The organism is Chryseobacterium sp. C3 (assembly GCF_014218905.1).
In the GTDB taxonomy this organism is placed as follows: domain Bacteria; phylum Bacteroidota; class Bacteroidia; order Flavobacteriales; family Weeksellaceae; genus Chryseobacterium; species Chryseobacterium mucoviscidosis.
In genome coordinates, this window is sequence record NZ_JACLCU010000007.1 from 83,503 (window position 1) to 106,681 (window position 23,179).

17 protein-coding genes and 1 tRNA gene are annotated in these 23,179 nt (G+C 36.5%); 9 read left to right on the plus strand and 9 right to left on the minus strand.

Going from position 1 to position 23,179, the window contains the following annotated elements:
* The 3 genes from H6W53_RS15930 to argS all read left to right on the plus strand — a co-directional run bounded on the left by H6W53_RS15930 (position 1) and on the right by argS (position 4,252).
* Complete coding sequence (locus H6W53_RS15930; RefSeq protein WP_185208235.1) at positions 1–1,512, plus strand: SusD/RagB family nutrient-binding outer membrane lipoprotein; 1,512 nt, start codon at positions 1–3, stop codon at positions 1,510–1,512.
* Between the two features lie 69 nt (positions 1,513–1,581).
* Positions 1,582–2,037 (plus strand): lipocalin family protein, encoded by a 456-nt coding sequence (locus H6W53_RS15935; protein WP_185208237.1) that lies wholly within the window; start codon positions 1,582–1,584, stop codon positions 2,035–2,037.
* 100 nt (positions 2,038–2,137) lie between these two features.
* Positions 2,138–4,252 (plus strand): arginine--tRNA ligase, encoded by a 2,115-nt coding sequence (gene argS / locus H6W53_RS21555; protein ID WP_228457814.1) that lies wholly within the window; start codon positions 2,138–2,140, stop codon positions 4,250–4,252.
* A 37-nt stretch (positions 4,253–4,289) separates the two neighbouring features.
* Here the strand turns inward: argS and H6W53_RS15950 are convergent, their stop codons facing one another.
* The 5 genes from H6W53_RS15950 to ccoN form a co-directional block, all read right to left on the minus strand.
* Positions 4,290–5,225: a YihY/virulence factor BrkB family protein gene (locus H6W53_RS15950; protein ID WP_185208239.1), complete on the minus strand. Its 936-nt coding sequence runs from the start codon at positions 5,223–5,225 to the stop codon at positions 4,290–4,292.
* Between the two features lie 12 nt (positions 5,226–5,237).
* The gene (locus tag H6W53_RS15955) at positions 5,238–7,565 is read right to left on the minus strand and encodes a BamA/TamA family outer membrane protein (protein WP_185208242.1); all 2,328 of its coding nucleotides are present in this window, start codon (positions 7,563–7,565) and stop codon (positions 5,238–5,240) included.
* Positions 7,566–12,596, minus strand: a complete 5,031-nt coding sequence (locus tag H6W53_RS15960) for a translocation/assembly module TamB domain-containing protein (RefSeq protein WP_185208245.1) — start codon at positions 12,594–12,596, stop codon at positions 7,566–7,568. It lies immediately after the preceding gene.
* Positions 12,597–12,892: 296 nt separating this feature from the next.
* Positions 12,893–13,780 (minus strand): cbb3-type cytochrome c oxidase N-terminal domain-containing protein, encoded by an 888-nt coding sequence (locus H6W53_RS15965; protein ID WP_076390805.1) that lies wholly within the window; start codon positions 13,778–13,780, stop codon positions 12,893–12,895.
* Between the two features lie 16 nt (positions 13,781–13,796).
* Positions 13,797–16,076 (minus strand): cytochrome-c oxidase, cbb3-type subunit I, encoded by a 2,280-nt coding sequence (gene ccoN / locus H6W53_RS15970; RefSeq protein ID WP_185208247.1) that lies wholly within the window; start codon positions 16,074–16,076, stop codon positions 13,797–13,799.
* A 184-nt stretch (positions 16,077–16,260) separates the two neighbouring features.
* On the opposite strand from ccoN, the gene H6W53_RS15975 reads away from it, so the two are divergent.
* On the plus strand, positions 16,261–16,551 hold the full coding sequence (locus H6W53_RS15975) for a helix-turn-helix domain-containing protein (RefSeq protein WP_116097109.1): 291 nt from the start codon (positions 16,261–16,263) through the stop codon (positions 16,549–16,551).
* Positions 16,552–16,699: 148 nt separating this feature from the next.
* Here the strand turns inward: H6W53_RS15975 and H6W53_RS15980 are convergent.
* Positions 16,700–16,770, minus strand: a tRNA-Gln gene (locus H6W53_RS15980).
* A gap of 100 nt (positions 16,771–16,870) precedes the next feature.
* On the opposite strand from H6W53_RS15980, the gene H6W53_RS15985 reads away from it, so the two are divergent.
* Genes H6W53_RS15985 through arfB form a run of 3 tightly spaced genes read left to right on the plus strand, consistent with a single transcriptional unit; the run spans position 16,871 to position 18,746 of the window.
* Positions 16,871–17,896, plus strand: coding sequence for an AMP-binding protein (locus H6W53_RS15985; RefSeq protein WP_185208514.1), 1,026 nt, complete (start codon positions 16,871–16,873; stop codon positions 17,894–17,896).
* The gene (locus tag H6W53_RS15990; protein WP_185208249.1) at positions 17,893–18,357 is read left to right on the plus strand and encodes a hypothetical protein; all 465 of its coding nucleotides are present in this window, start codon (positions 17,893–17,895) and stop codon (positions 18,355–18,357) included. Before H6W53_RS15985 ends, H6W53_RS15990 begins: the two co-directional genes overlap by 4 nt.
* Positions 18,354–18,746, plus strand: a complete 393-nt coding sequence (gene arfB / locus H6W53_RS15995; RefSeq protein WP_185208251.1) for an alternative ribosome rescue aminoacyl-tRNA hydrolase ArfB — start codon at positions 18,354–18,356, stop codon at positions 18,744–18,746. Before H6W53_RS15990 ends, arfB begins: the two co-directional genes overlap by 4 nt.
* A gap of 7 nt (positions 18,747–18,753) precedes the next feature.
* Here the strand turns inward: arfB and H6W53_RS16000 are convergent, their stop codons facing one another.
* The 3 genes from H6W53_RS16000 to H6W53_RS16010 are packed head-to-tail and all read right to left on the minus strand — an operon-like array spanning position 18,754 to position 21,049.
* Positions 18,754–19,557, minus strand: a complete 804-nt coding sequence (locus H6W53_RS16000; RefSeq protein WP_185208253.1) for a hypothetical protein — start codon at positions 19,555–19,557, stop codon at positions 18,754–18,756.
* 8 nt (positions 19,558–19,565) lie between these two features.
* Positions 19,566–20,321 carry a hypothetical protein gene (locus tag H6W53_RS16005; protein ID WP_185208255.1) on the minus strand — a complete coding sequence of 252 codons (756 nt, stop codon included), beginning with the start codon at positions 20,319–20,321 and terminating at the stop codon, positions 19,566–19,568.
* 5 nt (positions 20,322–20,326) lie between these two features.
* Positions 20,327–21,049, minus strand: a complete 723-nt coding sequence (locus H6W53_RS16010) for a hypothetical protein (RefSeq protein ID WP_185208257.1) — start codon at positions 21,047–21,049, stop codon at positions 20,327–20,329.
* A gap of 390 nt (positions 21,050–21,439) precedes the next feature.
* On the opposite strand from H6W53_RS16010, the gene H6W53_RS16015 reads away from it, so the two are divergent.
* Entirely contained in the window at positions 21,440–22,084 is a 645-nt protein-coding gene (locus H6W53_RS16015; RefSeq protein WP_185208259.1) for a hypothetical protein, read from the plus strand.
* A gap of 27 nt (positions 22,085–22,111) precedes the next feature.
* The gene (locus tag H6W53_RS16020; RefSeq protein WP_116547654.1) at positions 22,112–23,086 is read left to right on the plus strand and encodes a deoxyhypusine synthase family protein; all 975 of its coding nucleotides are present in this window, start codon (positions 22,112–22,114) and stop codon (positions 23,084–23,086) included.
* Positions 23,087–23,179: the final 93 nt, after the last annotated feature.

Sequence of the window (23,179 nt, forward strand, 5' to 3'; positions counted from 1 at the left end):
ATGAAAAAAATACTTTTTATACTTAGCATACTTTCTCTAACGGTTGTTACAAACTCTTGTGAAAGTGATATCACTTCATTAAATGAAGATCCAAAGCATCCGACAGTAGTTCCTTCTGGATTATTGGTAGCGAGTGCAGAACAGGAATTAATTTCACAATTGCTTACTCCCAACGTAAACAATAATATAGCAAGATTCTTTACACAACAATGGGCACAGACCACTTATATCGATGAATCTAACTATGATATGGTAACAAGACCTATTCCTAGAAATCATTATAACAGGATGATGGCTTCAAGTTCTGCAGCAAGTTATTCTCCAGGTGTACTTTCTGCCTTAAGAGATGCAAAACAATCTCTTCAAAATGAAGGATTAGATGCTGTTAAAAAAGGAAATAATGAAGCGATAATTGAATTGATTAGTGTTTATACTTGGGCTAATTTGGTGGACACTTATGGTGATGTTCCATATTTTGGAGCTTTAAAAGCTGTAGCTGGAGCAAATAATGCATCGGAAATTCCATATGATGATGCAAAAACAATATATCTTGATCTAATTAAAAGAATTGATGCTGCTAACGCGATGATTAACATAAATCAAAGCGGCTATACAGATGATATTTTCTATAAAGGAAATATGAGTAAATGGAAAAAAATGGCAAATTCTTTAAAATTTAGATTAGCTGTTACTTTAGCAGATGTTGAACCTGCTTTATCAAAGTCTTACGCAGAAGCTGCTTACAATGCTGGATTATTTGATAATAAAGATGATAACTGGGGACTATCCGCTTTCCCATCTGGATTATTCGCAAACCCTGTTTATCAAGAGGCTATTCAGTCAGGAAGAAATGATTTTATTCCCTCAGATGTTTTAGTCGATTATATGAATTCAACTACAGATCCAAGAAGAGACAGATGGTTTACTAAAATTGGGGGAGTATACAAAGGAGGTATATATGGTTCGAATAATTCTTTTGCAGGTTACTCACATATGACTTCTCCAAAAACTGATGTTAATGGAAATCCAGAAGTAGGATCAGATGGATCATATATGCTAATTACTGAAAATGCACAAGGCTTTTTATTAGATTATACTGAAATTTCCTTCCTAAGAGCTGAAGCGGCAGCTCGCGGATATAATGTTGGTGGTACGGCTGCAACATTGTACGCTAACGCTATAACTGCTTCGATGTTAGAGTACGGAATCAGTTCAGCAAATACAACTGCATTTATTGCTGCAAATCCTTTTAATGCGTCAAACTGGAAACAAGCAATAGGATTTCAGGCTTGGGTTGCAATGTTTAATAAAGGTTTCCAAGCTTGGAATTTTGCCAGAAGATTGGATTATCCGGTATTTGTAAACCCGGCTGATTCTGCTGTAGATGATGTTCCGGTAAGAATGAAATATTCTGATCAGGAGTATTTATTGAATAAAAACAATGTAACAGCAGCAGCACAGAAAATCGGAGGAGATAAAGTAACTACGAAAATATTTTGGGACGTTTTCTAATTAAATCAATTAAAATGCATGATATTTTTTCTGTTATCGCAGGATTATCATCTTTTAAAATTTTGAAATATGAAACCATTCATTAATCTACTTATTTTCATGACATTTGTTCTTTCATGTTCAAATGATAACAGTAGAGAAGATACAATTGTTACAATACCCGATATTAATGGTGTTTGGAAGCCTTCAAGATATGAATTTAAAGGTAAGACATATCCATTAAACGACTGTGAAAAGAAAGGACAGATCCTAATAAACGCAAATTTATCAGGAGTTTATGAAAGATTTGGAATTTCAGATTCTGATTCGGATTGTAATTTATATGATTCATTTTCAGGAAACTGGAATTATGATAATATAAATAAAGTTTTAACACTTACTTACAATGAAAATGGAATCACTAAAACGTTGAAAAAACAAATTGAGAATTTTTCAAGTACAGAATTAAAGATCACTGATTCTTCAAAAGATCTGGATAATGTAGCTGGAAATGACGAAGCAAGCTTAATTTATATAAAACAATAATATTAATTTTCTTCATATTTATTCCGCCTTCGGGCGGTTTTTTTATTTCCGTATATTTGCAGTGCGGAAAAAGACTCATTCGTTTTTTAAATAACAGACAATGAATATTAAAAATATAATAGAAGAAAAACTTTCGGAGGTTATTTTAAATGTGTTTCAGTTGAAAGACATTACTCTGGAAGTTCAGGAAAATAAAACAGAATTTGAAGGAGATTTTACGATTGTTACTTTCCCTTTGGTAAAGCAGTTGAAGAAAAATCCGGAAAGTATCGGCGTAGAATTGGGAGAAGCTTTAACAGAGCAGACCGATTTACTGGAAAGTTTTAATGTCGTAAAAGGCTTCCTGAATATCAAAATAAGAAATCAGTTTTTCGTAGACAATTTTACATCTGTTTATAATGGTTTCGACACTATAGAAAAGAAAAATGCGACGGTTATGGTAGAATATTCTTCTCCAAATACCAATAAGCCGCTTCACTTAGGTCACGTAAGAAATAACTTATTAGGTTTTTCCGTTGCTCAGATCTTGAAAGAAGCGGGATATGATGTCATTAAAACGCAGATCATCAACGACAGAGGAATTCATATCTGTAAATCTATGCTGGCTTGGGAGAAATTCGGGAACAACGAAACTCCGGAATCTACCAGTACAAAAGGAGATCATTTCGTCGGAAAATATTATGTGGAGTTTGATAAGGAATTGAAAAATCAGACCAATACGATCTTCAATGATTTCAGAGTAAATAAATTTGATCAGTTTGACACTCCTAAAAAAGAGGAAGTTAAAGCATTAAATGAAAAAATAAATACTCTTGAAGCTAAGAAAAAAGAATTGCTTCAGACAGTAGATATTTCTGAACTTTCTGCATTGCATGAAGAGTTCGAAAAACAGTTCAAAGAAGCTTTAAATAATAATTCTTTGATTTCTGCTGTTCCTAAAAAGGTGGAAGAAATCATTTCCAAAAAGAATAAGGAAGAAAATATTTCTGACGAAAAAGAACTGGAAACTATTAAATCTCAGACCAAAGTTTTTCAGAGTATTTTTAAAGAAGTATTGGAAGCTGAAGGTAAACTCGAAGCTGAAAAATCCAATCTGAAAGAGATCTGTAAACCGGTAACTGAAATCATGAAAGAAGCGCAACAGATGCTTCTGGACTGGGAAAACGGAGACGAAAAAGTAAGAAACCTTTGGAACGAGATGAACTCTTGGGTTTACAAAGGATTCAACGAAACGTACAACAGATTGGGAGTGGATTTCGATCAGGTTCAGTATGAAAGCAACACCTATATTTTAGGAAAAGACCTCATTCAGGAAGGTCTGGAGAAAGGGGTGCTGTATCAGAAAGAAGACGGCTCTGTATGGTGTGATCTTACCGATGAAGGTCTGGATCAGAAATTACTGCTTCGTTCGGACGGAACTTCGGTGTATATGACTCAGGATTTGGGAACTGCGGTAGAACGTTTTAAGCAGAATGATATTCAGAAACTGATTTATACTGTTGGAAACGAGCAGGATTACCATTTCCAGGTTTTGTTTAAAATTTTAGGAAAATTAGGATATTCTTGGGCAGACCAGTTGTATCATTTGTCTTACGGAATGGTGGAACTTCCGAACGGAAAAATGAAATCCCGTGAAGGAACCGTAGTGGATGCAGATGATTTAATGCAGGAAATGTATAAGGAAGCAAAAGCAATTACCACTGAACTAGGAAAACTGGAAGGTCTTACCGATGAAGAAAAAGAAGCCTCTTACGAAATTATCGGGCAGGCTGCATTAAAATATTTCATGCTGAAAGTTGATCCTAAGAAAAAAATGCTGTTCAATCCGGATGAAAGTGTAGAATTTGCAGGAAATACAGGTCCTTTCGTTTTATATACTTATGCACGTATTCAATCGGTATTATCTAAAGCTAATTTTGAATTTAAAACGACTTCAGATCTGGCTTTGAATGAATATGAAAAAGAACTTATTATGCTTTTGTCCAATTACAAAGGTACGGTAGAAAAAGCAGCAGAATTATTAAGTCCGGCATTCTTAGCCAATTATGTGTATGATTTGGTAAAAGCTTACAATTCATTCTATCAGAGCAATCCGATTATCAGTCAGGAAGACGAAAATCTGAAACAGTTCCGATTGAATTTATCAGATCTTACGGCAAAAACCATAAAAAAATCATTGAGTTTACTCGGAATAAAAACCGTAAAAAGAATGTAAAAATAAAACCTTCAGAACGCTCTGAAGGTTTTTTATTTTAAGCTTTTTCAGCATTTATTTTCTCTTTTAAACTGTCTTCATACAATTTCGCATCGCTCCATTTTGCGTGTTTCGATGGTAAAATGGTATATCCTTTTTTATAGGCGTAAACTTTCGTGTATTCCGCGCCAAAGAAAATCAGCATACAGGAATAATTAATCCACATCATGATCAGGATCACGGTTCCGGCAGCTCCGAAAGCGGAAGTAGGTTTCGCGGTTCCGAAATAAAGACTTAGTAAAAATTTACCCAGAGTAAATAATATCGCGGTAAGAAAAGCTCCGTTCCACACCGGTTTCCAACGCATTCTTACATCAGGAAGAATTTTAAACATCAATGCAAAAAGCAACATGACAATGGCAAAACCGATCACAAAATTCACCAATTGAACAATCAGATAGGTTTCCATCCCAAAATAATTCGTAATCCAGTTATTCAGAATACTGATCATTGAAGAAAGTACCATCGTGATCATCAGCAAAAAGCCGATAATCAGGATCATTCCCAAAGAGTTGGCTCTGTCCATTAAAAATTTAACGAATGCTTTCTGCGGAGTAGCCTGAACATCCCACAAATTATTAAGCGAGTGCTGAAGCTGAAAGAAAAGAGTAGTGGAACCGAAAACCAAGGAACCGACCCCCACAGCTTTCATAAAAATATTTTCTCTGTCAATTAAAGCTCCCGCAATCATATCCTGAATGCTTTTTGCAACATCTTTTCCCATGATTCCGCTGATCTGATTGGTAATTTCTCCGCGAATAGCTTCCTCTCCAAAGAAATACCCTGCAATCCAGATGATGATAATTAAAAGCCCGGGAATTGAAAAAATAGCGTAATAGGCAAGACTTGCGGCATCACTTGAAGCCGAAGAATTATTCCATTGTCTGAATGATTCTTTTAATGTTTCCCAGAAAAATTTTAATTGTTCGATCATTGATGGTTTGGTTTAGAAAGGATATCCGATGGCGATATTCAGGATAAGATTATCTTTTCTCCAGCTCGAATCTCCGAAATTAATTTTATCAAATGTCCATCTTTCGCCCTTTTCATAATAAGGAACGCGCAATGGCATGGCTAGATCCAGTCTCAGGATCAGGATAGAGAAATCAAGTCTCAGACCAAAACCTGCGCCTACAGCCATTTCGCTTAAAAATTCTTTAGAAAATTTAGCTCCCGGTCTTTGGGAATCTTCATTAATCAGCCATACATTTCCGGCATCGGCAAACAAGGCAACATTTAAAAATTTATAGAGATTGGCTCTGTATTCCGCATTCAGTTCAAGTTTTACATCTCCCGACTGATCAAAATAATATCCCGGTTTAATGGTTCTCGGATCAAAACTTCCAGGTCCTAAAGTTCTTGCGCGGAAGGCTCTCACACTGTTGCTTCCTCCCGAGAAAAACTGTCTGGAAAAAGGAATATATTCCGAATTTCCGTAAGGATAGGCAACTCCCGCAATAGCTCTTGTCGCCAAAGACGTTTTTTCATTGAATTTATGATAGAACCTGAAATCATTCTCAATTTTGGCAAACTGACTGAACGGAACACCGAAAATTTTTCTTTCTTTATCTTTTTCAACATTCGCTCCGGTAATCAAACCGGTTAAATTTCCTGCAAGATCCAAAGTTCCTTTATAATAAAAAGTATTTGGCTTTTGGAGCATCGTGTTGGTATACGTATAGGAATAAATCGGTCCGAATATCAACTGAGGTTTTACCACTCTTTCTAAAGCATCGTTATTTTGAGAAACCTCTCGATAAGCATCTGTAATATTTGCCGGAGAAACATAGGTGATGTCAAAAATCTTCAGATCATGTTCTTTTCGTGCGTTTTCTTTCCAATTGTACCCGAAAGACCCCGTAAAAGTATTGAGGGAATAATCTTCTGTTCTGTTCTGGAATTCATAGCCTACCGAAATATTGGTTCTCGGAACAAATGCGCTTGAAGAATTAAATCTGAAAGGCGCAACAATCCTCGGAATCGAAAGCTGCGCATTCGCTCCCGTTCTGAAAATATTTTTCGCATTTTCAGGACCTCCGATCTGGAAATCAAAAGCACCGTAAACAGAAGCTTTAAACTGTTCGCCGCCGCGGAAAAAATTACGGTGAGTCCAGTTAAGATTCACTTCACTTCCGGCGTAGTTTGCAGAATTGGTTCTTCCCAAAGCTTCCAGACGAAGCGACTGCAGTTCTCTCGGAGTCAGAAGATAATACGTGTCAAATTTATGCTGTAAAGAATCAGAAACAATGAATTCATTTTTCACAAATTTGAAAACACCAAGACTGATGAGCCTATTCAGCGTAAGATTATGATTGGTTCTATTGTACAGATCTCCTTTTTTAAAATATAATGCTCTGTCGAAAATTTTCGGTTTAAATTTATTCTGAGGATCAATAACGTAGATATCGCCGTGTTCATATTTCTGAAGCGAATCTGTGTTCATCGGGATCGAATATTTTCCCTGTTTCACATCCTGAATACTATAATTCGGAAAAACGATTACTTTATCAATGCTGAATTGTTGCGTAGACAGATCCGGAGTATTATCCTTCAGCTTCACATTCAGTTCCACCTTGTGGTTTTTGCTTACCGTACTGTCTGCCTGAACAATAAGATTGTCAGGATGGAAATAATAAAACCCTCTTTCTTTCAGTCGGTTATCTATTCTCTCTCTTTCAGATTTTATTACATCCAGATCGAAAGGATTTCCCTGCTTCAAAAGCGTATTGTCTTTAAGATTCTGGATTTCCTGATTCACCAGTGAAGAATCTTTCTGGAATTTTACATTGCTGATCAGATATCTTGCTCCCGGTTTTAAAGTGTAAATTACTTTGGCTTTTTTATTTTTGGCAACCGTATCATAGGTAGCTCTTGCATTGAAATATCCTTTGTTTTCAGAATAATTAACAATGATGTCTTTATTGAATTCGCGGTCTACATCACCCAGCAAAACAGGTTTTTCTCCCACTTTATATTTCAGCCAGTAATTAAAACCTTTTTCTTTTTTCGGCTCTTTGGCAATATTATAAAAATACAGTTTAGGTCTTAATCCTAAAAATGAAGAGTTCGGTTTAGGAGTCAGCTTATCCTGAAGCGCGCTCTGAAGATCTTTCTTTTCCTTTTTCGGCAAAGTGTCGTTTTCAATCTTCACTTCCGCACCCGTGTAAAGCATCTGTCCTTCCTTCAGAAATCTTGTATTGCTGCAGGAAAGGGTTGCAGAAGCCATTCCGCAGGTGATTAAAAATTTAAAATAGGTCTGATAACTTTTTTTCATTTACTTAAATTCTACAACTTGGTTTTGTTGGTTTTTTCTGGATTCCTTCTGCTTTCTGTTTTTAGATTTCTGGAAAATATCGCGGAACTTGTCATAATCCAAAGTGATGATAAATCCTACGCCTGTTTCCACGATCTGCCCCTGAAGCGCAACCTGATATTCGTTCTTACGGTATGCGCGAAGCATGTATCTTCCATCTCTGGAAAGGCTGTAATCCACCGTTACGTCTCCTGCGATATTCGTCATGTTTTCATTTTGCCGCGCTTCTCCTTCCAGTGCAAAATTACTTCCCACAGAAACTTTCAGACGGTCGTTCAGTAATTTTTTACTTAACCCTACATTCAGGTCTGTTCTCGTATTTTTAGATCCTGTAGAATAATCTTCAGAAGATTCAAGGTCAAAATTAAGATCCACTCCTTTAATAAGATCCGAGGCAAGATTATTTAACTGTTGGGAAAGAATTTTACTCACACTCTGTCTTGCCAACATTTCTCCCGAAAGTCCCGCTCCGGATTCAAAAGGATTTTCCCCGATAAATCTGTTGAGAAGAAGCAGTGCGAAAACCTGTTTGTTCATTTCAGATTCCTGAGTTCTCAACTGGGCAAGTTTCTGATCCACAATATCTGTAACCGTGGAAGAAACCGCGTTATTTTTTTCGTCTGTCGTAATATCAAAAGTAATTACAGGTTTCAGCAGTTCGCCTTTCATTTTCAGTAACGTGCTGAAAGGAATTCTCTGCTTAAACTGATTGAGTGTGGAAGCATGTTCTCCGCTGATCTGCTGTTCCACAAGATCAATTGGGGCGGCTTCGGTTTTATATATGGCGGTGATATCCAGATTTGCCGTTGTCGGTTCTCCTGTCCATGTAATCGTACTTCCTTTCTGAATATCAAATTTACGTTTCAGAACACTTACCGTCATTTCATAACTTCCGGATTCCACTTCATAAACTCCGACAAGGGTAGTTTTTCCGGACGGATCGATTCCGCCCGTTAATTCCGCTTCCCCCTGAAGTTTTACAAAATCTCCGTTGGCTTTATCAATCAGTAAAGACATTTTTGCTTTCTTACTGATTTCGATGTTCACACTTACGTCCATTCCTTTAATTTTGCTCTGGGAATTTAAAGAATCTGCCTTCACAGTTTTGTTTAAAACAACCTGATCCTGATCGATAAATTCTACAATTCCGTCTCTTTCCTGAAGCGTAGGAGAAGATTGCGGAAGCACAAAAGTAAAGTCGGTGTTGTCTGCAACAGCCAGTCTTCCGTCCACCTTCGGCAAATCTAAATTTCCGCGGATGTGTAATCCTGCATCAATAGAGAGAACGCCGTACATAATGGCATCGTTGGATTTTTCAGAATTCACTACTTTGAAATTCTGTGCATCTACATCAAGATTAAAGGCAAAATCTCTGTATGTCTGTGTAAGAACCTGTCCGTCCACTCTAAGCGCGTTTCCGTCTTTATCTTTAATTTTAAAATTATCAAACTCAATTCCGCGGTTGGTAAAGCTGATTTCGTCATTCAGTTTTCTGAAATCACTTCCTGTTTTTGCTATTTCCAAACCTACATCATTGAATTTTACTTTACCTAAAATATTCGGTTTGGATGCTGTTCCTGTAATCTTCAGGTTTCCTGAAAGATAACCTTCCGTATTGTTTATCGCATTCATCGAGAATCCCTGTACAGATTTCATCTGAAGCTGATTGATCGCCATATTCATATCGAATGTGCTGGAAGAAGTATTGTAATCTCCCAGAATTTTCACATCGTTGTTATTTCCGGAAAGCACAATATCCGCATTCAGTAGATTCGGAGCATTATTATTGACTTTTACGGCAAGATTTCCGACAGGATTTCCATAGACAATCAGATCAGATACATTAAGATCCGAAGTGAAGGTCATGTTTTTCGTAATATTTTTAAGCTGAGCCGTTCCGTTGATCGTTCCTCTTGCCAAAACCGTATCTTTTTTAATTAATTCGGTAATGGTTTCAATCTTAAAATCCTTCAGAGAAACATTCAGCGGAGCATTCGGAGTCTGGCTTTCAGATTGTAAGGCAATTTCGCTTCCTGCGTTGGAAAGTCTGAAATTATCTGCCAGAATTCCGTTTTTGCCGATCTGTATTTTATTTCCTTCAGAAACCGTCCAGTCAGAATAATTTAATTTTAAACCATTCGGATTTAAAGAAATTTCCGTGATGTCGTTCAGTGATTTTGCATTTCCGGCAATCAGAAACTGGGTAACCTCTTTCTGGTCTTTCGTGGTGATGTTATAATTAATGATATTATTGGCAACATCTCCTGTAACTCCTACTTTATTCAGTGCAAAGCTGGAACTTTTCAGCCCTGCAACATAAAGATTATATTGCAAAGCATTATTTTCGTTCGTTACTTTTATGGTGGCATCTTCAATAGAATTTTCACCGTAAAGAACCTGCGGAATCTGTCCGTCGATCTCAATTTTCTGAGAATCTGCGTCGTAATTTCCATTTACATTAATCGTTTCAAAACTTTTCAGTTCCGGAACAAATTTTCTGATCAGATCATCATTTTTAATTTTTGCATTGAAGGTGAAAAACTGTCCTGCCTGAATTTTCTGTGCTTTTCCGGGTTTTTGGAACTGATAATATTGGTTAATTGTATTCGATAAAGCTCCGAAAATCTGCGTCAGTTTATATTTTCCTTTTAATTCGGCATCTACAATCTGGGAATTGAACATAATTTTGGTGGAATCCGCAGTTGAAGATGCTTTTAAATTCACTTCCTGAATCGGGTACACTTCTTTGGTATCCGAAAAAGCAAAGTCTTTTAAATTCAGATAACCGTTCAGATTGTCGGGATCGAGATTAGAAAAATCTCCGTCTATTTTTCCGGCAAGAATCATCGGATCTTTATAGAATCCCAGTTTATTAAGGTCTAATTTTATTACTTCTCCGTTTACTTTTACCGTCGGATTTTTTTCGTTGTACACTCCGGAAGCGGTTAACATCATGTTCGCATTCGGATCTTTTGAATTTAAAACAACGTTATACACACCGCGGCGGATTTTTCCGGTAAGATTCATGTTCTGATAACGGTATCCTTTGTAAACAGCCGAAGCAACATGACCTTTAAGATCTGCATTGGCATTTTTAAAATCGAAACTTTCTCCTTTCGCGTAAATTTGTGCAGAAATGGCTCCGATTTCTTTATTCTGGATGATTTTCCCCAACTGAAGTCCCTGAAGATTGGCTTTTACATCATACAGTTCCCTGTTTTTTCTGCGCATATCCACATTTGCCTTAACGGAAGCATTTCCAAGCGTAGAGTAGAGGTTAAGGTCTGTTGTAACCACTTTCGTAGTTCCTTTTGCAATTCCTTTGATGCTGAAATTGGAAGGCAGTGAAATATTTTTCGGAATTGTATTTTGGGGAACCAGATTGTAAATGGTTTTTGCGGATGAAGATAATTCTGCAATTTTCAGATCATAATACAACTGATCCGGATTCATTGCATTTTTCACTCTTCCGGATGCAGCAACCCGTAGCTGATCGAGACCTGAAATTTTCAGATTATTAATCAATAAATCATTGACGCTTCCTTTTACATTGGCATTAACATTTAAAACCGCATTGGGATATTTATTGAAAGGCGTGGTATTTCTTAAGGTCGGAACAATATTCAGAATATCCGAAAATCCGATCTTTGAATCTTTGATGTTGGCTGAAATCTGTACGGCTCCTAAATTTGAGCTTAACTGTTCGATTGAATTGTAATTTAGTACGACCTCATCGCGAAGAATAGTTTTCGGTGTCTGCAGATAAAGATCTTTTAAATAAGCCTGTTTGTCATTATACACAAAATCTGTATTGAATTTCTGAATATCCAGTCCTCTTGCTTCCTGAATTTCTGCGGAATTTACGTTTCCTGCAAAAGTATTGTCCTGCATTTTAAAGCTTCTGACTTCAAGATTGAGTTTGGAAAAATTCAGATGATTGAAATCCATTCCCTGTTTGGTAGGAGCAATCGCTGTATTGTTGTAAGCAACTTTTACGTCATTTAAAACAAATTTTCCTAAAAGAAGACTGAGTGCTTTTTCTTTTTCCGAAGGTTTTGAAACTTCCGGCTCCGTTTTCGGATTGGCATTTTTCGCAGGAAGATATAAATTGGCGTTAATATCGGCTCCTGAAAGAAAAACATTATCCACATTGTAGGCATTGTTTTCCAGATCGAGTTTATTCACTTTCGTGCTTAATTCTTTAAATAAAACTTTAGCGAAAGTTTTGGTATTGTCATCTCCGTAATCGATGTTGAAATTGGTGAGTTTAATTCCTCTTAAGCCAATCTGCATGGGCTTTTTGTTATTAAGAGAATCGACTTTTTTCTCTACTTTTTTGGAAACTTCTTCTACAAGATCCTGCTTCAGTTTCAGTTTTAAGCCGTCTAAATTGATGTCGTTTACGGCGTAAGAATTCTTTTGAAGATCAAATGTTTTTACCCTTGTATCAAAAGATTTAAAGTAAAGCTGAATATCATTTCTGGATTGCTGATCGTTGAAGGTAACACCGATGTCTTTCAGATTGATTTTATCTAAAGAAATAATGAACGGTTTGGACGCACTTTCTTCCTTATCGCTTGTTGCAAAAGCATCCAGAATATAATCGAAGTTAAATTTTCCGTCGGGTTTTCTCACCACGTTGGCTCTTGCTCCTTCCAGATCTACAGACGTAATATCTGCGGTGGAGTTGATGAGTTTAAGCATATTTAAACCTACATCCAGTTTTTTTACCGCCAAAAGAGTGTCGATATCCTGACCTTTCAGATAAAGGTTTTCCATCACAAGACTGTTGGGGAAGCCGACGTAGACTCTTTCGAGACTAACTTTTGTTTTGATCTTTTTCTCCAGATAAACAACCAGTTTGTCTTTGATAAAGTTCTGAACAACAGGAAGTCTTAAACTAAGTACTAATAACGAAAAAAATACCAGTATGGATATAATGGTAATTGCAAAACGCTTTAAGAGTTTTCTTTTATTGATTTTCAGTTTCAAAAGTGATCGGGTTTATAACAAATATAACAATACTTACCGTACTGTTAATATGTTGTGGTACACTTTTTCTTAATACAAAAACCCTGCCTCGACTGCCAATTATGGAATTTAGTTTAGTTTATTGTCAAGTGAATAGTTGAAAATGGCAGTCAAGGCTCGGGTTTGAATTGTTTAAAAAGCCCCCCTTCTTAATCATTTTTCTGTTGAAAAGGTTTAGCAAAAATGAAAATTCAAAATGTTTAGTTAGTGTATGGATAGGGGGCTTGGCATGGTTTAAGTGTTGAGATAATTATTTTTTATTCGTTTCCGTTCTCCCATTTTACCTGTTCGCCTTGTGGGGCAGCACCGCCCTGAGCCGGAGTAATAGGAGGGGTTTCCTGATTGATATGATAAATATAGGCTGCAATTTTTTCGGCATCTCTTCCGGTAATGGTTCCTTCTTTAATCAGAGGTCTCATCGTAGGATTATTAGGTGAACCGTTTTCCAGCATCCAGATTACGTTTTTAAACAGGCTTTTCTGTTGTACATTAATCCAGTGTGTGTCTGTAAGGTTAGGACCAATTCCGCCTTTTCCGTTTTCTCCGTGGCAGGTTACGCAGTTTGTTTTAAATAATTCCTGACCTTCCGCGATGTTGTCTGCGCTGTATTTTGCAGTTTCCAGTGTTACCTGCGGTGCGGTTTTTTCAAACTCGGCAATAGAAGCAAGCATTGTTTTGGTTTCTGCATTCAGTTCTGCATCAGGATGCGCATAATCTGTAAAGGTAAAAGCAATTAGATATACCGCACAGAAAATACACCCGAAGTAGAATAAACCGATCCACCATTTTGGAAGAGAATTGTCCAGCTCTGTAATTCCGTCGAATCCGTGATCGATAAGAATATCTTTTTCCTCTGTTGCAGACTGCTTTTTGAATGCCGAATTCCAGAGTTTCTGAAAGTAAGGCGTATTTTTATCTTTAATATAGGCTGCTTTTTCTTCGTCAGATAATTTCTTAAAATTTTCACCTTCAATTAAATCTCCGATGGAATTCATGATGAGAAGAAGAATAATGGCAATAAGCATTAATCCCCAGAAAAAAGGTGAAGAAAAATATCCTGAATCGTGCGCGAACATTTCGAACGCCATAATCGTTAAACCTACTGTTACGAGAATGTAGATTGAAATCGGGGTTCTTGTTTTCATGTCAATTTAATTTAAATTATTCTGCACTTGCAGTTTGAATCTGAGTGGTCTTGATGTCTGTTCCCAATCTTTGCAGATAAGCAATCATGGCTACAATTTCTCTTTTTTCCAGCGGAACGAATGAAGCTCCTTTTGCAGCACGGTCTTTTTCCACCTGATCTTTCACGTCTTTCGCTTCAGAATAAATTCTTTTTACGATAGCACCTGCCTGATTGTCTGCCCACTGGTTTGCGGAATCTATCTCAGCTTTTGAATAAGGAACGTCAAAGTAATTTTTCATTAATTTCATCTTGTCTATCGTCTTTGTTCTGTCCAGTGTATTGCTGATCAGCCATGGGAAACGTGGCATGATAGAACCCGCTGAGGTAATTCTTGGATTATACATGTGTTTGAAGTGCCATGAATCCGGGTTTCTTCCACCTTCTCTCTGCAGATCCGGTCCTGTTCTTTTAGATCCCCAAAGGAATGGTCTGTCGTAAACAAATTCTCCTGCTTTGGAATACTGTCCGTTTTTGCCTTCAAATCTTACAATCTCATCACGGAAAGGGCGGATCATCTGAGAGTGACAGGCGTTACAGCCTTCGCGGATGTATAAATCTCTTCCTTCCAGTTCCAATGGTGAGTAAGGTTTTACTGCGGTAATGGTAGGAACACTCTGTTTTAAGGTTAATGTCGGGATAATTTCTACCAAACCTCCGATGGCTACTGTAATGAAAGCCAATATTGCCATAACTCTCGGGGTTCTTTCAATCCATAAGTGGATTCCTTCGCCTTCTTTTCTCGCTGATCCGATATTTGCCAGTGCCGGAGCTTCTGCCGGAACGTTTTTCTGGAAAGATCCTGCTCTGACGGTTTTGATAACATTCACCACCATTAAAATGGCTCCTGAAATATAGAACAGACCTCCTAAGAATCTCATTTTATAGTAAGGAATAATTGCAGTTACGGTATCCAGCCAGTTTTTCCAAACTAAAGTTCCGTCCGGATTGAACTGTTTCCACATTAATCCCTGAGTAAATCCTGAAATATACATCGGAACGGCGTAGAAAATAATTCCTAAAGTTCCCAGCCAGAAATGCAAGTTGGCTAATTTTCTGGACCAAAGCTGTGTTCTCCACATCACCGGAATCAGATAATAAACGATACCGAAAGCCATGAAACCATTCCATCCTAATGCTCCGATGTGTACGTGTCCGATAACCCAGTCTGTATAGTGACCAATTTTATTTAAAGATTTTGTTGCTAAAAGCGGACCTTCAAAGGTTGCCATACCATAGCATGTTACTGCAACAACGAAGAATTTTAAGATAGGATTTTCCCTTACTTTATCCCATGCTCCTCTCAAAGTCAGCAATCCGTTCAGCATTCCTCCCCAAGACGGAGCGATCAGCATGATGGAGAAACCTGTTCCCACCGCCTGCGCCCAAGCCGGAAGCGCCGTGTATTGTAAATGGTGTGGTCCTGCCCAAAGGTAAACGAAGATCAGAGACCAGAAGTGGATAATTGATAATTTGTATGAAAATACAGGTCGGTCTGCCGCTTTCGGTAAGAAATAATACATTAAACCAAGAACCGGAGTTGTGAGTACGAACGCTACCGCATTATGACCGTACCACCACTGAACCAAAGCATCTTTAGCTCCTGCGTAGATGGAATAAGATTTCCATGTGGTGAAAGACAACGGAACTTCAAGATTATTGAAGATGTGAAGCATCGCTACGGCAAGCCACGTTCCCATGTAAAACCAGATGGCTACATAAAGGTGTCGCACCCTTCTTTTGGCAATGGTTCCGAACATATTGATCCCGAAAATAACCCATGAAATGGTAATTAAAATATCAATCGGCCATTCGTGTTCTGCATATTCTTTTGAGGTGTTGATTCCCATAAGGAAAGTAATAACCACAGAAACAATCATGATCTGCCATGTCCAGAAATGAATCCATGATAAAGTGTCGCTGTACATTCTTGTTTTAAGAAGTCTCTGCATACTGTAATATGCACCGCAGAAAAAGGAATTACAGACGAAAGCGAAAATTACAGCACTCGTATGCAGCATTCTGATTCTCCCGAAACCTAAAGCTCCCTGAGTATTAATAAGTCCCTGAATATTTCCAGATACTAAACTTTTAATCGTTGTATCATCGGTTCCGAATAAAAATTCCGGAAGCTCAGGATAAAAAAGCATCAGCGCAGCAGTAAGCCCGAGTAAAAAACCCACCAAACCGAATGCGATTGTAGCATAGAGGAATGCTCTGACAATATTATTGTCATAATTAAATTTTTGCGTCTCCATAATTCCTATTGTGTTGTACTGAGGTTGATATTTTTCTATTAAAGCCTAATTCTACAAACAAATTTTAAGGTAATATTAAATATCATGTAGTGTAATAATGTTTTGACAAAGGTATTTACTAACTTTGTGTAAGTCTAATAGATATACTTCTAAAATATACCGAAAACTACTAAAACCAAGAGAGATGAAAATATGTGGACAAAACATCAGGAAAATAAGACGGAGTAAGGATTTTACTCAGGAATATATGGCTTTTGAGATGGGGATTTCTCAGAAAGCCTATTCTGATATTGAAAATTCCAAAGTGAAGATTAATTTGGAAATCCTTACCAAAATTTCGGATATTTTAGAAATTAAACCTTCTGATGTATGCAGTATTTCTGATAAATGCGGTAATGGTTTTGAGGATAAGTATAATGATCTGGTAGAATACATGAAAAAGAACGGAATTGAAGTTCCTAAAGAGTATTTATAAATATTGTTAGATATAAAATCGGAAAGGCTGCTTCTTTTGGGGCAGTCTTTTATTTTTAAAACAAATTAAAAACGGAGAAAATAAAATGGGAAGCTTAAATTCTGAAAAAACAGAAACAAAAAACCACCCTTAAAAAGGATGGTTTTTGTAGACTCACAGGGATTCGAACCCCAGATGACTGAACCAAAATCAGTAGTGTTACCGCTACACCATGAGTCTCTGTTTGTTTTAGTGGTGCAAATTTACAGCTTTTTTTATTACATACAAGAAAATTTTAAACTTTTTTTTAAATTTACTGTATATTTTATTCACGGAAATGATGCTGATAGACTTCAATAATCTCAATATTAATCAATTATCCTTTAAAACGGAATTCGAAATCAGGGTGAAGAATTTTCTGGAAGAATGGTTCTCGGATTCTGATACGGTAAAAGTACAGACTTCCGGTTCTACCGGAACTCCCAAAGTTTTTGATATTGAAAAAAGCAGAATGATGAATTCCGCAGAGATGACCTGTAATTTTTTGGGATTGAAAGAAGGAGATACAGCGTTAATCTGTCTTCCGGTCGAATATATTTCAGGGAAAATGATGGTCGTTCGTTCGATGATGAGGAAATTAAAATTAATTGTTACTGATCCTTCTGTAAAACCTGTAGAAACGTTAGACCAGAAAATCGATTTCTGTGCCATGACGCCGCTTCAGGTTGAAAATTCTTTAGATAAACTGTATCTGATTAAAAATCTCATCATTGGCGGAGCTGCCGTTTCTGAGGATCTGAAAAATAAAATGCAGGAAGCTCTGAAAACTTCAGACTCTGAAACCTATATTTTCGAAACTTACGGAATGTCTGAAACCCTTTCGCATATTGGTTTGAAACAAATTTTACCAGAGCCGGAAGAATATTTTACGGTTTTTGAAAATGTAGAAATATCTTTAGACGAAAGAAACTGTCTGAGAATTTATGCTCCAAAATTAAATCCTGACATCCTTCAAACGAATGATTTAGTTGAAATTAAAAATGGAAAACAGTTTAAATTTCTCGGGAGAATTGACAATGTTATTAATTCAGGTGGTGCAAAAATTTTCCCTGAACAGTTGGAAGCGTTGGTAAAAAAAGAAATTCCTAATGAAGTGGTTTTCTTAGGAATTGATGATGTAAGTCTCAGTCAAAAATTAATTGCAGTAATTGAAGGCGAAAAATCGGACGATTTAATTAAAAAAATAAAAGAAATTCAGTTTGAAAAAAGTTTTCACAAGCCAAAAGAAATTATTTTTGTTGAAAAAATTCCGAGAACACCCAATGGAAAAATATCGAGGAAAGAACTTTTAAAATTGATTTTATGAAAAGACAACTGATAAAAATTGCAGTTATTTTTGTCATTTTTCTTACCTGCTCGATGTTTTATTTTCAATGGAGTGTAAGAGAAGCTGAAAAACAGGATCAGTATGAAGAGCCATTATTCCAAAATAATATTGTTATAAAAGGAATAATTGATGATATCAGCGATTCCGGTAATCATTGTTTTAATATCATTTATCTGAAAAGTTTTAAAAGTACAACACATTATTTTAATCCTTTCAGGAAAAATACCTATCCCTATGCAATTAATGGCAGAAATTGTGAAATATATTCTTGGGCTTGTGTGCATGATGTGGAACGTGGAGATTCAATAATTATAGACTCCAATAAAAGGAGTTTTTTAATTATTAAAAAAGATACGGTGAATAATTTAAGAAAAGATTTGTCTTTTGTGGACGGAGAGCTCAATTATATAAAAGAACATTCAAAATTAAAATTTAAATGAAAGATTTTACCAAAGAACTAAGTTATAAGACTTCCCGCAGCAGTGGAGCAGGAGGACAGAATGTGAATAAGGTGGAAACTTCTGTAACGGTTCTTTGGAATGTTCAGGAATCCGGATTTTTTAATGAATTTCAGAAAAATCTTATTCAGGAAAAACTGAAGAACAGAATTAATGCGGATGGATTTTTATTTTTAACCGTTTCGGAAAGCAGAACGCAGCTTGCTAATAAAAATAAAGCGACGGATAAGATCCTTGAAATCGTGAATAAAGCTTTGGTTGTACCCAAAAAACGTCTTGCTACGCAGCCTTCAAGAGCCCAGAAGCAAAAAAGATTAGATACAAAAAAGAAATTATCGGATAAAAAAGAGAATCGGAAGTTTAAATATTAATTCAGTTCTAAAAATTTCCCATATATCGTAAAGTAACATTGGATTTCGTATTCTGATCCGGAATAATCACCAGATTCCCTGTCTGATCGGTGTCTCTGTACGTTCTGATAATTTTCATTGATAAACGGTCGTTCGCATTCAGTTTCAAAACACCGGTAGCATTTATTGCAATGGAATATAAGCCAATCGGAAAACTTTTTGTTCCTTCAAGATCAAAATTTATGGGATTATTGGCGGATGCAGTTACTCCGTTTACATAGATTTTCATATCAAGCTGTTCTCTTTTAAGATCGTTTCCATTGTTTTTTTTGATGAAAGAAGCTGCCTGTATATGGTAATATCCTGCTTTTTTTACCACAAGTTCTCCGGCAGTGTTGATCTCAAAATTAGAAGCATCATTGGTGGTGAAATCTTCAAAATCTAAAGTTCTGTCGTTGGAAGAACCCAACTCGGTCATATTTCCTTCTTTGAAGGTATTTTTTGTTGTGGCATACAAAATAGATTTGTTACTGGAAACCCTGCTTAAAGACAAAAATCGTTTCCATTCTGTTCCGTTCCACCAGTAAAATCCTTTTTGGGCAGTGTCGGCAGAATTCAGAAAAACCATAAGACCTTTTTCTTTAACATCCGTTGTATTTAAGGCATTTACTCTCGGGATAATAACACCGGAAATACCCGAAGGATTTGCCTGATTGTCGGGCTTAACATCCAGTGTGGATTTGGGAGCCGGATTATTGATTCCTATCTGAGCCGTTACTTTACCTGTACATAAAAATGCAAGGGTGAAAAAAAATATGGAGAGCTTATTCATGGTGTTGCTTAGTTTAAATTAATAATGGTTAAAGTATATGGAGTATCAACACTTACAGTATTGGCGGCAGTTGTAGTTCTTGTTGTTTTTACAGTTAAAACATCATCCTTATTTAAAGAAAAAATGGTTGCAATATAAAAAGTAGAAGATCTTCCAACGGTATCTCCTCCCGGAGCTGTATTGGTTGAGGTAAGCTGCGTATTGGAAACTCCGTTAATTAAAATCTCTGTGATGTATTCATTCACATTATTTACGGCATCTTTATAAACGCCACCTGTAAGAAAAATATAATAAGTTGCCGTTTTACCGATTTTCAGACCTCCGTTGCTAAGGCTGAAACTGGGATCCAGACTGTTGATTGTGGTCAGAGGAATTGTTCTGGACTGCACACCGTTTCCGCTCATATTATTCGGAGAAAAAGAATTTCCGGAAGCAATGGTTTTGGAAACATCCAGTCCGGCAGCTTTAAGATCCATGATATATTCCCAATTGCTTTTCGCATGATCCCAATAATAAAATCCCTCCAAATTAGAATCTGTAGTATTTCTAAGATAGATTAACATTCCGTCCTGATTGGAGGAAGGTGATGCTGTGGGAAACTTATCCACTACCGGAACTCCCAAACCAACGGTAGACTCGGGTAGTATTTTATTTTTAGCATCAAGATGTAAACTGGCTTTAGGATTGGTATTATTGATTCCTATCTGAGATTTTATCAATATTCCGGAAAGAAGAAAAAGAGATTGAAGCAGTGTTTTTTTCATGATTCTTAGTTTTGTATAAAAAATAGAGTCAGATTATTAATTCCGAATGCCTGATAATTATTGGGACCTTCGTTTGACTTTGTTACGGTGGCTGTTAAATTATCCCCCACATTTAATCTTCTTAAAAATGAAAAAGCAGTACTTACGGAAGCGGTGGATTCTGCAGCCATCGAAGTCTGAACAGAAGACGCCTGAACTCCGTTTACCAGAACTGAAAAAGTAAAATTGGCATGCTCTTCCGCTCCGGAAGGTTTTTTACTGTTTCCTGTAAAAGAAATAAGATACAATCCTCCTTTTCCTACTGTAATCGTATTGTTGTTTAATGTAAACCCGTCTGTACTGGCTTTTATATACCTCGAAAAATTAATATTTCTTGATAATGCCGTTCCTGTATAGCCTTGTCCGTCAAAAGAATATATGGTATTGTCTGTGTTTCTGTCGATGGATTCCGGAAATGAAACCCAACTGGAGCCATCCCAGTAATAAAATCCGTCGGCAAGAGTAGCATTATTTTCTAAAAAAATAAATTGTCCCAGTCTTGAAGGATTTACGGAAGGAAGATTTTGTACTTTGGGTACTATAATTCCGTCTTTGCCTGTAGGACTTACTGAAGAAGAAGGTTCTATATGCAGTGTGGCTGCAGGATTTTTTGTATTGATGCCTACTTGCGCATAGAACGGCAAAGAAATAAACAAGGCAACACATCCTGAAAGTATGTTTTTTTTCATTCTTATTAGTTTTTAAAATTTTATACAAAATTTCAAATGGTAACGGATAACGGTATTAAATAATTTTAGTTCGTTGTTAATTGAACCGTTCAAAATTAAGTTAAAAAATTGATAATAATGATTATTTTATTGAAAAATTGTTAAATAATTTTTTATGATAGATAATTTATTTTGTTTTTTCAATTATTGTAGAAATATTCATAATTCTGGTAATCGTACAGTAGCATTGGTTTTTTGCAAAGTTTTTAATATTCAATGCATAAAATTAAAAAGAAAGATATTCCATTTTACAAACTTTCAGGTTTATGGTTTTCTTTATATATTGCGGCGAATTTTCAGAAAGTAATTTAGCGATCTCCAATTCTTAAATATTAAATAATTTTTAAACTAATGATCAAAAAACTATTCGCATTGGGTTTATTCTCAATCTCAGTATTTTCTTTTGCACAAAAAGTTTCTATTTCTCCATCGGTAGGTTATGCGTGGAGACTGGCAAAAACTCCGGACAATATTCCGAGAGATCAGAAAGAATACATCAAAGGAATTAAAAGCGGTCTTAATTTCGATGTTGCATTGCGCTACGAAGTGAAAAGAGGACTTCTTATAGGTTTCAAATATTCCAACTACAGTGCTTCTACAAGCGGAAGATTAAGTGTTGCAGACAATATGGGAAATATTGTTTCGGCAAATGTAAGTACAAAAGACCAGATTAATTTTTACGGTCCGGAACTTACGTTAACTAATGATGCTCACGAAACAAAACACAAACTGTTTATGGATGTGGCTTTAGGAGCAATGACCTACACCACAAAAACAGGAACGGTAAAAGGAAAAGGAACAACATTCGGAGCGGAACTGGATTTTGCGTATCAATATGAAGTAAGCAAGAACTTTTTAATCGGTCCGAAAATCGGACTTTCGGGAGGAACTCTTAGCAAAATGAGCTTTAACGGACAGTCGGTAGAATTCGGAGAAGACCAAAAAGAAGGTTTAACGAGACTTTCTTTAAGCGCAGCCGCTACATTCCGTTTTTAAGTTTTATCTTTGCAAAAATTATAAAAAATGAGCAAACCGATAACTGAGTTCATAGAAAAATACTACCTGCACTTCAACGCAGCTGCATTGGTGGATGCTTCTAAGGGATATGTTGCACATCTTAAGGATGGCGGAAAAATGATGATTACTCTTGCCGGAGCAATGTCTACTGCGGAGTTGGGGAAAATTCTTGCAGAGATGATCCGTCAGGATAAAGTAGATTTCATTTCTTGTACAGGGGCAAACCTTGAAGAAGATTTAATGAATCTTGTAGCGCATTCTCACTATGAAAGAGTTCCTCACTACAGAGATCTTACGCCACAGGAAGAATGGGATCTTTTGGAAAGAGGTCTGAACAGGGTTACAGATACCTGTATTCCTGAAGAAGAAGCTTTCAGAAGATTGCAGAAACATATCTATGAAATCTGGAAAGATGCAGATGATAAAGGAGAAAGATATTTCCCGCACGAATATATGTACAAAATGATCCTTTCCGGAGTTTTGGAACAGTATTATGAAATCCCGAGAGAAAACTCATGGATGATCGCTGCTGCGGAGAAAAATTTACCAATCGTTGTTCCGGGATGGGAAGATTCTACAATGGGTAATATTTTCGCATCTTACTGCATCAAAGGAGAACTTAAATTCTCTACGATGAAATCAGGGATCGAGTATATGGCTTATTTAGCAGACTGGTACACTAAAAATTCCGCAGGAAAAGGAGTAGGATTCTTCCAGATTGGTGGAGGTATTGCCGGAGATTTCCCGATCTGTGTGGTTCCGATGCTGTATCAGGATATGGAAATGCATGACATTCCGTTCTGGTCTTACTTCTGTCAGATTTCAGATTCAACGACTTCTTACGGTTCTTATTCCGGAGCAGTTCCGAACGAGAAAATTACCTGGGGTAAACTGGATATTACTACACCGAAATTTATCGTTGAAAGTGATGCAACCATTTGTGCACCATTAATGTTCTCTTATATTTTAGAAAATTCTTAATCAGAATAATATAAATTTACATAAAAGGCTTATTTTGTAAGCCTTTTATTTTTTTAAGTAAACATAACTCATAATTTTTTTAGAAATACATTT

What these genes read in the sequence shown, in the direction of transcription:
- H6W53_RS15930 (WP_185208235.1), top strand. Translation starts at nt 1, where the DNA reads ATGAAAAAAATACTTTTTATACTTAGCATACTTTCTCTAACGGTTGTT.
- H6W53_RS16020 (WP_116547654.1), top strand. Translation starts at nt 22,112, where the DNA reads ATGAGCAAACCGATAACTGAGTTCATAGAAAAATACTACCTGCACTTC.
- H6W53_RS15965 (WP_076390805.1), bottom strand. Translation starts at nt 13,780, where the DNA reads ATGAAAACAAGAACCCCGATTTCAATCTACATTCTCGTAACAGTAGGT.
- H6W53_RS15985 (WP_185208514.1), top strand. Translation starts at nt 16,871, where the DNA reads ATGCTGATAGACTTCAATAATCTCAATATTAATCAATTATCCTTTAAA.
- H6W53_RS16010 (WP_185208257.1), bottom strand. Translation starts at nt 21,049, where the DNA reads ATGAAAAAAAACATACTTTCAGGATGTGTTGCCTTGTTTATTTCTTTG.
- H6W53_RS16005 (WP_185208255.1), bottom strand. Translation starts at nt 20,321, where the DNA reads ATGAAAAAAACACTGCTTCAATCTCTTTTTCTTCTTTCCGGAATATTG.
- H6W53_RS16000 (WP_185208253.1), bottom strand. Translation starts at nt 19,557, where the DNA reads ATGAATAAGCTCTCCATATTTTTTTTCACCCTTGCATTTTTATGTACA.
- ccoN (WP_185208247.1), bottom strand. Translation starts at nt 16,076, where the DNA reads ATGGAGACGCAAAAATTTAATTATGACAATAATATTGTCAGAGCATTC.
- H6W53_RS15990 (WP_185208249.1), top strand. Translation starts at nt 17,893, where the DNA reads ATGAAAAGACAACTGATAAAAATTGCAGTTATTTTTGTCATTTTTCTT.
- H6W53_RS15975 (WP_116097109.1), top strand. Translation starts at nt 16,261, where the DNA reads ATGAAAATATGTGGACAAAACATCAGGAAAATAAGACGGAGTAAGGAT.
- H6W53_RS16015 (WP_185208259.1), top strand. Translation starts at nt 21,440, where the DNA reads ATGATCAAAAAACTATTCGCATTGGGTTTATTCTCAATCTCAGTATTT.
- H6W53_RS15935 (WP_185208237.1), top strand. Translation starts at nt 1,582, where the DNA reads ATGAAACCATTCATTAATCTACTTATTTTCATGACATTTGTTCTTTCA.
- H6W53_RS15955 (WP_185208242.1), bottom strand. Translation starts at nt 7,565, where the DNA reads ATGAAAAAAAGTTATCAGACCTATTTTAAATTTTTAATCACCTGCGGA.
- arfB (WP_185208251.1), top strand. Translation starts at nt 18,354, where the DNA reads ATGAAAGATTTTACCAAAGAACTAAGTTATAAGACTTCCCGCAGCAGT.
- H6W53_RS15950 (WP_185208239.1), bottom strand. Translation starts at nt 5,225, where the DNA reads ATGATCGAACAATTAAAATTTTTCTGGGAAACATTAAAAGAATCATTC.
- argS (WP_228457814.1), top strand. Translation starts at nt 2,138, where the DNA reads ATGAATATTAAAAATATAATAGAAGAAAAACTTTCGGAGGTTATTTTA.